Here is an 11,448-nt window from a genome sequence, read left to right as displayed (position 1 = left end):
CGCTTGTGCCACAAGGGTTTGCGGGGTCAAGCGGGCCGGGGCGGCGGGCAGGATTCTTGGGAAGTAAGGCGAGATTCTACCGCCAAAACGGCGTGCAAAGTGAGTTATCCACAGGGTCCGATCAAATGGCGCCGATACACGCTGCCTGTGGATCATCGCCCTAAACTATTGACGACTCAGAGTAAACCGGTTTAAATAGCGGGTTCCGCGAAAACCAATTTTCGAACCTCCGGCCATTGCACTTTCAGCGATGCTCGCGCGGTTATTTCTCAAACAAGTGAGAGCAACATGAAACGTACCTACCAACCTTCCGTGACGCGCCGTAAGCGCACCCATGGCTTCCGCGTTCGCATGAAGACCGCAGGCGGCCGCAAGGTCATCAACGCACGTCGCGCCAAGGGCCGCAAGCGCCTCGCCATCTAAGGCAGGCTGAAACGCGGTCAAGCCGAGTGCGCGCTGTGTCCGACACCCGCGACGCTGCGGGAACGGCAGACGCGCCGCAGCAGAACTTCGTTCCGTTGCAGGCGTCCGCCGCCTTCCCCAAAGCCGCAAGGCTGCTAAAAACGGATGAATTTTCATCCGTTTTTCGTTTGCGCCCATGGCGCCGGACTGCGCACTTCGTCGTGTACGCACGGCCGACTGGCAACGAAGCACGCCTCGGCCTTGTGATCGGCAAGAAGTACGCGCCGCGCGCTGTCACGCGCAATCTGGCCAAGCGCCTCGCGCGCGAAGCGTTTCGCGTGCGCCGCGCGCAATTGGGCGGCTGGGACGTGCTGCTGCGTCTGCATACGAAACTCGACAGGAAGGCGATGCCCAGCGGATCGTCGCCACCGTTGAAAGCGCTGTGCCGCGGTGAAATCGACGTGCTGCTCGACAAGGCGGCGCGCGAAATCGCCCGTCGCGAAGCGCAAGCCGGACGGGCAGCGCAGCCGGCGGGCACGCCGGGCGCCACGCCATGACATCCGCGAAGTCCGGGAGCGCAACGATGCATCGGCGCTTCATATCGGGCGGCTCCATCGGGCCGCACTAGTCATGCAAACGGTTCTGTTCGCCTTGCTGCGTTTCTACAAGATTGCCGTGAGTCCCATGCTCGGCAACCGGTGCCGTTTTTATCCCTCCTGTTCGGATTACGCGCGCGAAGCAATCCAGTATCATGGCGCCGCGCGTGGTACTTACCTCGCCGCAAGGCGCCTGTGCCGCTGTCACCCGTTTTCGGCGGGCGGCATCGATCTTGTCCCGCCTCCCACTCCTAAGAAGCGCTGACGCGCTGTGCCATCGACACTGAGACAACGCATGGATATCAAACGCACCGTCCTATGGGTCATCTTCTTCATGTCAGCTGTCATGCTGTTCGACAACTGGCAGCGCGACCACGGACGCCCGTCGATGTTCTTCCCGAGCGCGACGCAGACCAAATCGGCGAGCCCCGCTGCGCCTGGTTCGTCGACGCAGGGAACCCAACCCGCCGATCTGCCGCAGACGAGCGCGGCTGCGCCGGGCTCGACGACGCCCGCCGCGCAGCAGGCACAGCTCGTTTCGTTCAGCACTGACGTTTATCGCGGCCAGATCGACACGCGCGGCGGCACGCTGTCCAAGCTCACGCTGGTCAAGCCGGGCGAGGGCAAGCAGCCCGACCAGGTGATCACGCTGTTCGACCATACGGCCGACCACACGTATCTGGCGCGCACGGGCCTGCTCGGCGGCGACTTCCCGAATCACACCGACGTGTTCACGCCCGTTCCCGGACAGGCAACCGACATGACGGGCAACACGCTGAAGCTGTCGTTCGAATCGCCGGAAAAGGGCGGCTTGAAGGTCGTGAAAACGTACACGTTCACGCGCGGCAGCTATGTGATCGACGTCGACACGAAGATCCAGAACGTCGGCACGACGCCCGTCAAGCCGACCGCCTATATGGAACTCGTGCGCGACAGTCAGCCCGTCGAGACGCCGCGCTTCTCGCACACGTTCATCGGGCCGGCTGTCTACACCGAGCAGCATCACTTCCAGAAGCTGACGTTCGGCGACATCGACAAAAACAAGGAAGACTACGCGAAGTCGGCGGACAACGGCTGGATCGCGATGGTTCAACACTATTTCGCGTCGGCGTGGATTCCGCAGCAGGGCGTCAAGCGCGATATTTATGTCGAGAAGATCGATCCGTCGCTGTATCGCGTCGGCGTGAAGCAGCCGCTGCAGACGATCAACCCAGGCCAGACGGTCGATGTGACGGCGCGTCTGTTCGCTGGTCCGGAAGAAGAACGCATGCTCGAAGGCATTGCGCCGGGTCTGGAGCTGGTGAAGGATTACGGCTGGGTGACGATCATCGCCAAGCCGCTCTTCTGGCTGCTCGAAAAGATCCACGGCTATGTCGGCAACTGGGGCTGGGCGATCGTGCTGCTGACGCTGCTGATCAAGGCCGTGTTCTTCCCGCTGTCGGCGGCGAGCTACAAGTCGATGGCGCGCATGAAGGAGATCACGCCGCGCATGCAGGCGCTGCGCGAACGCTTCAAGGGCGACCCGCAGAAGATGAATGCGGCTCTGATGGAGCTGTACAAGACTGAGAAAGTGAATCCGTTCGGCGGCTGTCTGCCCGTCGTGATTCAGATTCCGGTGTTCATTTCGCTGTACTGGGTGCTGCTGTCGTCGGTGGAAATGCGCGGCGCGCCGTGGATTCTGTGGATTCACGATCTGTCGCAACAAGATCCGTACTTCATCCTGCCGGTTCTGATGGCCGTCTCGATGTTCGTTCAGACGAAACTCAATCCGACGCCGCCGGACCCCGTCCAGGCCAAGATGATGATGTTCATGCCTATCGCGTTCTCGGTCATGTTCTTCTTCTTCCCGGCGGGTCTCGTGCTGTACTACGTCGTGAACAACGTGCTGTCGATCGCGCAGCAGTACTACATCACGCGAATGATGGGTCAGAAGAGGAAGGCTGCCTAATCTGATGTTCGGATCGGATTGCTGATCAGCCGATCCGATGCTCAAACAAAAACCGCCCGGTTTTAGCCGGGCGGTTTTTTTGTACCTGTGAGTTCTTAAGAGTTGTCTGCGTCGCCGTAGAACTGCGCGATCAGTTCCTGCACCAGATAGCGATGATGCGGCGTCAGTGATTCGATCTTGGACGCGAGTTCAAGCGTCTCAGCTGAGAGCGGATATTTCTCGTCGCGCACCAAGGGTTTAGGAACATTCCGCGTCGATCCATGCGGCGACGGCCCGTAATGCAACCAGTGGATGTCGACTTCAAACCACGTTGCGAGGGTGCGCAGCTTGTCGTCGGTGGGAATGGTTCGGCCGCTCAGCCACTTGTGCACGGTTTGCGGCGACACAGGTTGATCCCCGTGATGACGCAGATTGAAATGCAATGCGAGATCGGTCCCGCCCTTGAGTTTTTCAGGGGCGCGTCTCATCGCGAACTTGAGTCGCTCGGCAAAAGCCGCTTTTTCTTCGACGGTTGGCATCCGCAGATTGTGCAGTCCGACACGCCGCAGGTAGACAACTGTACACGTTACAAATAACGCGTCTGAGGTTTGCCTATCTCGTCGCAGCAAATAGTTGGAAGAATCCCATTTGATCGGTCGAGGCCGATCAAATATAGGTTTTGTAGGGATTAGACTACAGCACGACCAGCAATATTCCTATTGATGGTTCGCCACACACTTATCTTGCTTAAGATAAATACACAGACGCGAACATGTCCGTTGCGCTATCCCCCGCGTCGATTCGCGATCGAACGGCGCGCTACAATGCCAGCCGTCCCGCGCGGCATCCGCGCCGCTCCACGCCATTGCAAACCGTCCCCAACATGCTCGCCACCGACTCCGATCCTATCGTCGCCATTGCCACCGCGCCCGGTCGCGGCGGAATCGGCGTGGTGCGGATTTCGTTCGGGCGCGCAGGCGCCGCAGCCGCCGCGCCGATGATGGAAGCGCTGACGGGCCAGGCGCTCGCGGCGCGTCACGCCAGCTACGTGCCGTTCCTGGACGATGGCGGCAATGCGCTCGACCGGGGCATTGCGTTGTACTTTCCCGCGCCGCGTTCGTACACGGGCGAGCACGTGCTCGAATTGCAGGGGCACGGCGGCCCGATCGTGCTTCAACTCGTCCTGCAGCGCTGCATCGACGCCGGACGTGCCTTCGGGCTGCGCCTCGCCGAGCCCGGCGAATTCACGCGCCGCGCGTTTCTCAACGACAAACTCGATCTCGCTCAGGCCGAGGCTGTCGCCGATCTGATCGAGGCGAGCACGGAAGCGGCCGCGCGCTCGGCCGGACGTTCGCTCGAAGGCGCGTTTTCGCGCGACATCCATGCGCTCGTCGAGGACGTGATCACGTTGCGCATGCTGGTCGAAGCGACCCTCGATTTTCCAGAAGAAGAAATTGACTTCCTCGAAGCCGCCGACGCACGCGGCAAGCTAGCACGCATCCGCGAGCGCCTTGCGCTCGTGTTGAGCGAGGCGCGGCAGGGCGCGCTGTTGCGCGAAGGGCTGTCGGTGGTGCTGGCCGGACAGCCGAACGTCGGCAAATCGTCGTTGCTCAACGCGCTGGCAGGCGCGGAGCTCGCCATCGTCACACCCATCGCGGGCACGACGCGCGACAAGGTCGCGCAGACGATCCAGATCGAGGGCATTCCACTGCATGTGATCGATACGGCGGGCCTGCGCGAAACGGAGGACGAGGTCGAGAAGATTGGCATCGAGCGCACGTGGGGCGAAATCGAACGCGCCGACGTCGTGCTGCACCTGCTCGATGCGCGCTCAGGTATGACCGCCGACGATGAAGCAATCGCCGCGCGTTTTCCTAACGGCGTGCCCGTTGTGCGCGTACTAAACAAGACTGATCTGACTGATACCGCGCCGGGCGTCGAAAGATTGAGCGACGAGAGGGATTTGTGCGAAGTTCGCCTGTCAGCGAAGAAAGTGGATGGAATCGATTTGCTGCGCGGCGAGCTGCTGCGGATTGCCGGTTGGCAAGCTGGTGCCGAGAGCGTGTATCTGGCGCGTGAGCGCCATCTGATTGCGCTTCGAGCTGCGCAAGAACATCTCGGACTTGCCGCAGATCACGCCGATCAGAACGCACAGGCGCTCGATCTTTTCGCTGAAGAACTGCGCCTCGCTCAAGATCAATTGAATTCGATCACCGGCGAATTTACTTCTGATGATCTGCTCGGCGTAATTTTCAGCAGGTTCTGCATCGGAAAGTAACCTGCTGTTAAGCTGCGCCAGTTCTGATGCTCCTGTCGATCAGCCGCGCCACGAGGCGAGGCGCGCGAATGAGAATGCGCCGAGGCGAGCTCATCTAAAGGCGCCACGGTCCGGCAATATCGCGAAGGCCATCCGTCGTGAGCGCCGTGACCTGGATACCCGGCATCGTGACAGGTACTACGACACACCTGTGGGCCGGTTGCTGCTCGCGCGCTCACGCGGCTGGCTCGCAGCGCTCTCGAAGCGCGCCGCCGCCGCGGACACGCCCATGCCGCCGTGAGCCAGGTTCCAACGCCAGCGCGCAGATCCTGGCGGCGACAAAAGCAACGGCTTCGCGATTCGGGCGACGTCTTTTCTCATGGCCCGTTGTCATCGTTACCAAGGGCTGGGCACCCCTCAATTTTCGGTACACAAAACGGTACACTTGGCTCTTTTGCACGCTTCGTGTACCTGAATTCGCCGCATGCCGAAACTCGCGACACCTCTCAGCGAATCCCACATTCGTAGCCTTCAGCCGCGCGCGACGCGCTACAGCGTCGCCGACGGCAAAGGCCTTATCCTCGAAATCATGCCGACGGGCAAAAAGGTCTGGCGGTTCCGCTATACGCTCGACGGTCGCCGGCAACCGATGGTTACGATCGGCGACTATCAGTTGATGTCGCTGCGAGTCGCGCGGGCAAGGGCACAAAAATACGCGGAGATCGTCGCGAAGGGTTTGTCGCCCGTGTCGATGGCAAGACAGGACCGGGGCGTCGAAAAGCGAGTCGACGTGCTGCGCGACGGTGCAGCGCTTTATCTGGCCTCGGAAATGGCGCGCAAGTCCGACGAGTATCGCCGCACCACGCAGCGCGCGCTCGAAAAAGACATTCTTCCCGCGATCGGGCACAAGCCCATCGCGCAGATCACGGCCGACGACATCCAGTGCATTTGCGACGCGATCAAGCGCCGCGGCGCGCCCCAGATGGCGCTTCATACGCGCAATGTCGCGAAGCGTCTGTTCGGATTCCTGATTGCCCGTCGGCTCGCGAGCGTCAATCCTGCCGCGGCCATCCCGGCCCGGACGATTGCCACGCAGGACGGCCGCTCGCGCCTGCTGAGCGCGAGCGAGATCGGCACGCTGCTCCATGCGATTCGTACTTCGAACATTCGCCGCCCGCTGCAACTCGCGTTGCGTCTGCTTGTGCTCACTGTCGCCAGCAAATCCGAATTGATCGAGGCGCCTTGGCGGGAGTTCGATCTCGACGCGGGTATGTGGACGATTCCAGCCGTGCGCTCGACCAACGGCCGCGAGCGTCGCGTGCCACTTTCGGCTCAGGCGCTGGCGATATTGGCCGAGCTGCGCGGGAGGGGGCGCGCCGAAATCTACCTGTTCCCGTCTGTGCGCGGTAGCGCGAATCGTCCGATTGCGAAGGGCACGCTGAATCAGGCGGTCAAGACGCTCGGCCTCGCGATCGAGCATTTTGTGCTGCATGACTTCAGGCGTACGGCGCTCGCGCACCTCGGCGCGGAAGACGGGCGTGCTTTGAGCGCGCGGGACATGCAGACATGGGCGGACTTCGTCGAGGAATCGGATCACCAGCGGGTGACGGATTGACTCGAATGCGCGATTGGTACACAGGGATTATGACGGCACGCGCTGATCCTTTCTCAGACCGTGTGACCGCCATTTAAACAGGGTTCTGACGTCGGGTGGAATGCGTGTCTCGCATATGCATTTTTAAGTACACAGCCCGCCGCATGGGCTCACAGATGCCATGCAGGCGCAAGGAGCAGGGCGATATAGCGAGGTTACGCACCTGCCGCAGACTTGGGAACAGCTCGGTTCAGCCATGCACCGCGACAGCTTCTATGCCGCGATCGTTCTTGACAGCGGAGGCCGCCGGCGTCAGGTAGGCATCGGGACCATGCCGGTCGTACTCGTCAAGCTGGAGCAACAGGCTGTCGAGGGCGCACAGCTGGACCTTGGTGAGGAATGGAGCATCGAGCAGCGCATGCAGACGCATGCGCCAATATCCGGAGGAGAGAATCGCGCCGCCCATATCCCCGAGCAGCGATGGCCACATGACGCGCGAGATATGCGCGATTTCCTGATCGATCAATCGGTTCATGGCTTCCCCCGTACGTCTCGACAAGGCCGAAGTGCATTTACGTCTGATGATTCACTTTAGCCGGATTCTACCCAGTCGCTACCTATAAAAACAAATAGGGTGTTCGCTGATGCGGGCATCGAGCGCTACACGACAGCGTTGGATGGAAGCGTACGCATGCGCGCCGCAGGCCGATCGGGTGAACAGAACGAGGTTTCGGCGCCAATTTGGCGAGGTATCGGCGCCGGCGCGCAAACAGCGGGGACGGCGTCACGAACGAGCGAGCAACAGCATGGGAGGTAGGACGCGCGAATGCGCTTAGGCGTCGTCAGGCGGAGAGTGCGACGTGTCCGGCGCCGATCCGCACAGTGACGTCAACGCGACGCTGATGAGGATCAGCGCCAGCACGCACAACCAGGACTCCGCCGACGAAAAAGGGAAGGCCAGCATGACAGCCTCCGTTCGTCTCAGACGTACGCGGATCGCTCAGTGGTGCAGCAGGCTGCGGATCGGATGTCGCCAGTCCATGCGTCTGTGGTCGTCGTCGTGTAGCGCCTGGCGGTGTTCTTGCCAGAGTTCGTCGGAAAACAGAAACGCGACGATGAGAAGCGGCACGATGAGGAACGCGCCCAGAATCAGATGCTCGATCACAGTGACCTCCTGATCGATGGAACAACGACGATTTCATTGTAGGCGCGTTAGGTGCCGCTGCGTGTGACCCATCCCGCACTGCGCGCCAGCCAATGGAACCGAAGCAAGCCACGGGCCTGGTTTGCGCCGCATGCGCGTCGGCGGCTCGTCACGCGGCCGATTTTTTCCATGCCGCGGCCAGCAATCCCGCGCCGATCAGCAGTGTTCCGCCCGTGCAGTTCACCCCGCGCTGCACGCGCGGGCTGCGGATCGCGCGCCGTGCCGCCGATGCAAGTACGGCGTAGCCCAACGCATTCAGCGTCCCGAGCGCGACGAATGTTGCCTCGAACACAGCAATCTGCGACCACGTGGCGAGCTGCGTATCGATGAACTGCGGCACGAACGCCACGAAAAACACAATGCTCTTCGGATTGAGCGCCGTCACCGCATAGGCGTGCGCGAAGACGCGGCTCGTGCGCGTTTCGGCCGTCGGGGGCGCGTCGCCCGCGGAAACGGGCGCGCGCCACAGCTTGATGCCCAAATAGATAAGGTACGCAGCGCCGATCCATTTGAGCGCCGTGAACAGCGTGGCCGATGCCGCGAGAATGACGCCGAGCCCGAGCATCGACGCGGTCATGGACGTCAGATCGCCCAGCGCCACGCCCGCCGTCGTGACCATCGCGTACCGGCGTCCGTGCCCGAGCGCATAAGAAATAACAAGCAGCACGGTAGGGCCAGGAATCGCGACCAGAATCGCCGAAGCGATGGCGAAGGGCAGCCAGTGTGCGAGTGTCATGCGTTGTCTCCAGTGTTATGTCGATGGACGGCTGATTTATCCATGAACGCGGCGCCCGTGCAAGCCACTCTATCGAAGCGACACGCCGACCCGGGCTACTCGGCTTCAGGCATCTTTCTTACTCTGCGCACGCTCCACTCAAAGCCAGCATTTAATGAGTCGCGCGAATGACTTTGTGTGCGACGCATCAAACTCGATAGACATGTATCGCAATTCGCTTAAAAGAGTGTCCGAGTAAACGCGAATACTGCCTGCAAAAGGTTATGTGCTCGGCTTTTCTCTTCCACGTTTCTATTCGCAATCTGCCGAATACCGTAGGGATTGCGTCATAAGCGCCCTATCGAAACGCCTCCATTCGCACTGCGACAATTCGCCGCTGTTGCGACCGCACACAAGATGTGCTTGCGCTTCAGATCCGTTCTTCTAGATTTAGAAAATGCGTGCCCTCTTCGACAGTTAAATGCCTGGCTAACCGAGCCTTGCCGCACGGAGGTAATCATGAAAAAACAAGTCGCCATTTTCTTCGCACTGACGGGCTTATTGACGGCAGCCGGCGCGCAGGCGCAGGACGTCGTGATCAAGCCCCAGCAAACCGTGCAGTTCAAGGCCAACGCGTATGGCTGCCTGTCAAAAGACAAGCTCGACGCGGTCACGCAACACGCGCAGGCCGGCGAGCAACAAAAGATGCAGGAGTTCTTCTCCGGCTACGAATGTATTTCGACGCCCGAACATTCGGATTTTCGCGTGGTTCGCGTAGTCGGACATGACGTTGAGTTCGTGAATGCGGGCAATAGCGATACGCAAGGCCTTTGGACCAACGACCGCTTTATCAAGCAATAGCGAATAAAGTCGGATTTCCCCCGACATTCAATGTCGGGTAAATACCAACGCTTTAACGAAAACGCCCCTCGCGATTTCGCATGGCCGGCTTATTGACCGGCCATTTTCATTTTCCGCGCGCAGTCTTTTCACGTGATCGTTCCCGTCGGGAAAGACGCCATCTCGCGCGCGAGCCGCCGCCGGCTTATTCCATCCCCGCATGAGCGCGCCGTCGACGTCTCATCGCGCTGTCATACCGCCCCCGCATATTCGGTATCATCACGCTCCGACCTTGCGCATGTCCGTTTCGTCCGAGATCCGCCGCCGCGCCCGGCACGCCTGTTGCTGTATGTGTAGCAAGCGAAAGCAGGGAGGTCGACGCGACACGGGCTAAGCCCGAACGTCCCGGCGATCCGGCAAATGTGCTTCAACGGCGAGACGCGCGGCCTGGCGTGACGCTGCACCGCAGGGACGAACGATCATGGCAAGGTACGCCGACTCTTTATTCACTATCCGGTCCGCGTTTGCGGGACCTGGTTGTAGCATGGCTCTCAAATCGACAATCTATAAGGCTGAACTGCAGATCGCCGACATGGACCGGCATTACTACGCCGACCATTCGCTGACGATCGCGCTGCACCCGTCAGAAACCAACGAGCGCATGATGGTTCGCGTCGCCGCGTTCGCGTTGTTCGCGCAGGAACGCCTCGAATTCTGCAAGGGGCTTTCGGACATCGAGGAACCGGACCTGTGGGCGAAAGACCTGACGGGCGCAATCGATACATGGATCGAGGTCGGCCAGCCCGACGAGCGCCGCATCGCGAAGGCCAGCAGCCGCGCGAACGAAGTGATCGTCATCGCTTATGGCGGCCGCACCTCCGACATCTGGTGGCAAGGCGCACGCAACAAGGTGGACCGTCTGCGCAACGTGACAGTCTGGTCGCTTGGCGAAAATGTCGCCGCCGCACTGGGCGGGCTGGCCGAGCGGACGATGCGTCTGCAATGCACGGTTCAGGACAACGCGGCTTGGCTGGGCAGCGAGACCGCTGACGCCGTACCGATCGAATGGACCGTTCTGAAAGCCGCCGCCGATGCCCGTCCGGCAGCGCATGGCGGCCGCTGATCACTGCCCCACGCGTGCCTGTGTACCAAAAACCGACGTCACAAATCAGGCCGATGATGTCGGCGGCCCTTTTAGCTCAATCATGTTGCCTTCCGGATCGAACAGATACAACGAAGGTCCATAACCATCCGCACCATACCGCGTCGCCTGTTCCCCCAGGCGCGCGCCGCGCTCCGTGAGCCATGCCTTCAGCGCGTCGGCATCGAACGGCTCGACGCGCAGACAAACGTGATCCATGTTGCAGCCCCTGCCCGGCGTGCCGCTTTCCGGCCGGTCGATGGGCCCGCCCACCTGCAAAAGATCGATCAGCGCGCGTCCCGCCCGCAGCTGGATCAGGCCGAGGTCGAGCTGCGCCTTTTCCAGCGTGCAGCCCAGCACGTCGCAGTAAAAGCGCGTCATTGCGTCGACGTTCAGCGCGCGGATGACGACGTGGTCGATATCGAGAATCTGGAAATTCATGGCGCGGCGTCCGTGGTTGGCGTTCCAGTGGAAAACCAGTGTAGAGGGATTCGCGCCGCGAAGAAGCGAGGGGAAACGCTGGACGAAAAAAAGCCCGCTCGGTTGGAGCGGGCTGAATCCATATCAGGAGGAGACATGGAGGAGACAGGAACCACTATACACGCCACCTTGATGCGACGCAATAACTTTTTAAGGGAAAACCCCAACTTTTTTTCAGGCCCGATTTGTCCCGATATTTGAGAATCCGCGGCAACCGATAGCGGTCAAACAGCGTCCCGACAACAGCCCAAATGACACCGCAAGAACCGGAGCGTACTGTGTGCAGGTGCCC

General features: G+C 60.9%; 15 protein-coding genes. 9 read left to right on the top strand and 6 right to left on the bottom strand.

Annotation, left to right across the window (positions count from 1 at the left end; genetic code table 11):
* The first annotated feature begins 288 nt into the window (after positions 1 to 288).
* From rpmH to yidC, 4 genes are all read left to right on the top strand, one after another.
* Positions 289 to 423 (top strand): 50S ribosomal protein L34, encoded by a 135-nt coding sequence (gene rpmH / locus H3V53_RS18650; protein ID WP_004198824.1) that lies wholly within the window; start codon positions 289 to 291, stop codon positions 421 to 423.
* A 26-nt stretch (positions 424 to 449) separates the two neighbouring features.
* The gene (gene rnpA / locus H3V53_RS18645; protein ID WP_336599216.1) at positions 450 to 959 is read left to right on the top strand and encodes a ribonuclease P protein component; all 510 of its coding nucleotides are present in this window, start codon (positions 450 to 452) and stop codon (positions 957 to 959) included.
* 73 nt (positions 960 to 1,032) lie between these two features.
* On the top strand, positions 1,033 to 1,263 hold the full coding sequence (gene yidD / locus H3V53_RS18640) for a membrane protein insertion efficiency factor YidD (RefSeq protein WP_007581797.1): 231 nt from the start codon (positions 1,033 to 1,035) through the stop codon (positions 1,261 to 1,263).
* Between the two features lie 30 nt (positions 1,264 to 1,293).
* On the top strand, positions 1,294 to 2,946 hold the full coding sequence (gene yidC, locus H3V53_RS18635) for a membrane protein insertase YidC (RefSeq protein ID WP_054918019.1): 1,653 nt from the start codon (positions 1,294 to 1,296) through the stop codon (positions 2,944 to 2,946).
* Positions 2,947 to 3,041: 95 nt separating this feature from the next.
* On the opposite strand, the gene H3V53_RS18630 is transcribed toward yidC, so the two are convergent.
* The gene (locus H3V53_RS18630; RefSeq protein WP_054918021.1) at positions 3,042 to 3,464 is read right to left on the bottom strand and encodes a transcriptional regulator; all 423 of its coding nucleotides are present in this window, start codon (positions 3,462 to 3,464) and stop codon (positions 3,042 to 3,044) included.
* Positions 3,465 to 3,808: 344 nt separating this feature from the next.
* On the opposite strand from H3V53_RS18630, the gene mnmE reads away from it, so the two are divergent.
* Both mnmE and H3V53_RS18620 read left to right on the top strand, forming a co-directional pair.
* Positions 3,809 to 5,203, top strand: coding sequence for a tRNA uridine-5-carboxymethylaminomethyl(34) synthesis GTPase MnmE (mnmE, locus tag H3V53_RS18625; RefSeq protein ID WP_336599289.1), 1,395 nt, complete (start codon positions 3,809 to 3,811; stop codon positions 5,201 to 5,203).
* A gap of 463 nt (positions 5,204 to 5,666) precedes the next feature.
* Positions 5,667 to 6,797, top strand: a complete 1,131-nt coding sequence (locus tag H3V53_RS18620) for a tyrosine-type recombinase/integrase (protein ID WP_336599215.1) — start codon at positions 5,667 to 5,669, stop codon at positions 6,795 to 6,797.
* A 229-nt stretch (positions 6,798 to 7,026) separates the two neighbouring features.
* Here the strand turns inward: H3V53_RS18620 and H3V53_RS18615 are convergent, their stop codons facing one another.
* The 4 genes from H3V53_RS18615 to H3V53_RS18600 form a co-directional block, all read right to left on the bottom strand.
* Positions 7,027 to 7,311 carry a hypothetical protein gene (locus H3V53_RS18615; protein WP_336599214.1) on the bottom strand — a complete coding sequence of 95 codons (285 nt, stop codon included), beginning with the start codon at positions 7,309 to 7,311 and terminating at the stop codon, positions 7,027 to 7,029.
* 297 nt (positions 7,312 to 7,608) lie between these two features.
* Entirely contained in the window at positions 7,609 to 7,740 is a 132-nt protein-coding gene (locus H3V53_RS18610; protein WP_336599213.1) for a hypothetical protein, read from the bottom strand.
* A gap of 36 nt (positions 7,741 to 7,776) precedes the next feature.
* Positions 7,777 to 7,941, bottom strand: a complete 165-nt coding sequence (locus H3V53_RS18605; RefSeq protein WP_336599212.1) for a hypothetical protein — start codon at positions 7,939 to 7,941, stop codon at positions 7,777 to 7,779.
* Between the two features lie 148 nt (positions 7,942 to 8,089).
* Positions 8,090 to 8,716, bottom strand: coding sequence for a LysE family translocator (locus H3V53_RS18600; protein ID WP_336599211.1), 627 nt, complete (start codon positions 8,714 to 8,716; stop codon positions 8,090 to 8,092).
* 498 nt (positions 8,717 to 9,214) lie between these two features.
* Here H3V53_RS18600 and sap1 point away from each other — a divergent pair, with 498 nt between their 5' ends.
* Positions 9,215 to 9,556 (top strand): surface attachment protein Sap1, encoded by a 342-nt coding sequence (gene sap1, locus H3V53_RS18595; RefSeq protein ID WP_054918080.1) that lies wholly within the window; start codon positions 9,215 to 9,217, stop codon positions 9,554 to 9,556.
* A 523-nt stretch (positions 9,557 to 10,079) separates the two neighbouring features.
* Positions 10,080 to 10,658 carry a YaeQ family protein gene (locus H3V53_RS18590; RefSeq protein WP_336599210.1) on the top strand — a complete coding sequence of 193 codons (579 nt, stop codon included), beginning with the start codon at positions 10,080 to 10,082 and terminating at the stop codon, positions 10,656 to 10,658.
* Between the two features lie 45 nt (positions 10,659 to 10,703).
* Here the strand turns inward: H3V53_RS18590 and H3V53_RS18585 are convergent, their stop codons facing one another.
* Positions 10,704 to 11,117, bottom strand: a complete 414-nt coding sequence (locus tag H3V53_RS18585) for a VOC family protein (protein ID WP_336599209.1) — start codon at positions 11,115 to 11,117, stop codon at positions 10,704 to 10,706.
* On the opposite strand from H3V53_RS18585, the gene H3V53_RS18580 reads away from it, so the two are divergent.
* Complete coding sequence (locus H3V53_RS18580; protein ID WP_336599208.1) at positions 11,088 to 11,357, top strand: hypothetical protein; 270 nt, start codon at positions 11,088 to 11,090, stop codon at positions 11,355 to 11,357. The two genes, H3V53_RS18585 and H3V53_RS18580, sit on opposite strands and share 30 nt — an antisense overlap.
* The last annotated feature ends 91 nt before the right edge of the window (positions 11,358 to 11,448 follow it).

This window comes from Paraburkholderia bengalensis, from assembly GCF_037126505.1.
GTDB lineage: Bacteria > Pseudomonadota > Gammaproteobacteria > Burkholderiales > Burkholderiaceae > Paraburkholderia > Paraburkholderia bengalensis.
Note: the sequence above shows the minus strand (reverse complement) of the source record. Positions and strands in the feature narration are given on the sequence as shown.

Bases quoted from the DNA above. Each gene is read 5' to 3' on its own strand.
- rpmH (WP_004198824.1), top strand. From the start codon at position 289: ATGAAACGTACCTACCAACCTTCCGTGACGCGCCGTAAGCGCACCCAT.
- yidD (WP_007581797.1), top strand. From the start codon at position 1,033: ATGCAAACGGTTCTGTTCGCCTTGCTGCGTTTCTACAAGATTGCCGTG.
- yidC (WP_054918019.1), top strand. From the start codon at position 1,294: ATGGATATCAAACGCACCGTCCTATGGGTCATCTTCTTCATGTCAGCT.
- H3V53_RS18630 (WP_054918021.1), bottom strand. From the start codon at position 3,464: ATGCCAACCGTCGAAGAAAAAGCGGCTTTTGCCGAGCGACTCAAGTTC.
- mnmE (WP_336599289.1), top strand. From the start codon at position 3,809: ATGCTCGCCACCGACTCCGATCCTATCGTCGCCATTGCCACCGCGCCC.
- H3V53_RS18620 (WP_336599215.1), top strand. From the start codon at position 5,667: ATGCCGAAACTCGCGACACCTCTCAGCGAATCCCACATTCGTAGCCTT.
- H3V53_RS18615 (WP_336599214.1), bottom strand. From the start codon at position 7,311: ATGAACCGATTGATCGATCAGGAAATCGCGCATATCTCGCGCGTCATG.
- H3V53_RS18610 (WP_336599213.1), bottom strand. From the start codon at position 7,740: ATGCTGGCCTTCCCTTTTTCGTCGGCGGAGTCCTGGTTGTGCGTGCTG.
- H3V53_RS18600 (WP_336599211.1), bottom strand. From the start codon at position 8,716: ATGACACTCGCACACTGGCTGCCCTTCGCCATCGCTTCGGCGATTCTG.
- sap1 (WP_054918080.1), top strand. From the start codon at position 9,215: ATGAAAAAACAAGTCGCCATTTTCTTCGCACTGACGGGCTTATTGACG.
- H3V53_RS18590 (WP_336599210.1), top strand. From the start codon at position 10,080: ATGGCTCTCAAATCGACAATCTATAAGGCTGAACTGCAGATCGCCGAC.
- H3V53_RS18585 (WP_336599209.1), bottom strand. From the start codon at position 11,117: ATGAATTTCCAGATTCTCGATATCGACCACGTCGTCATCCGCGCGCTG.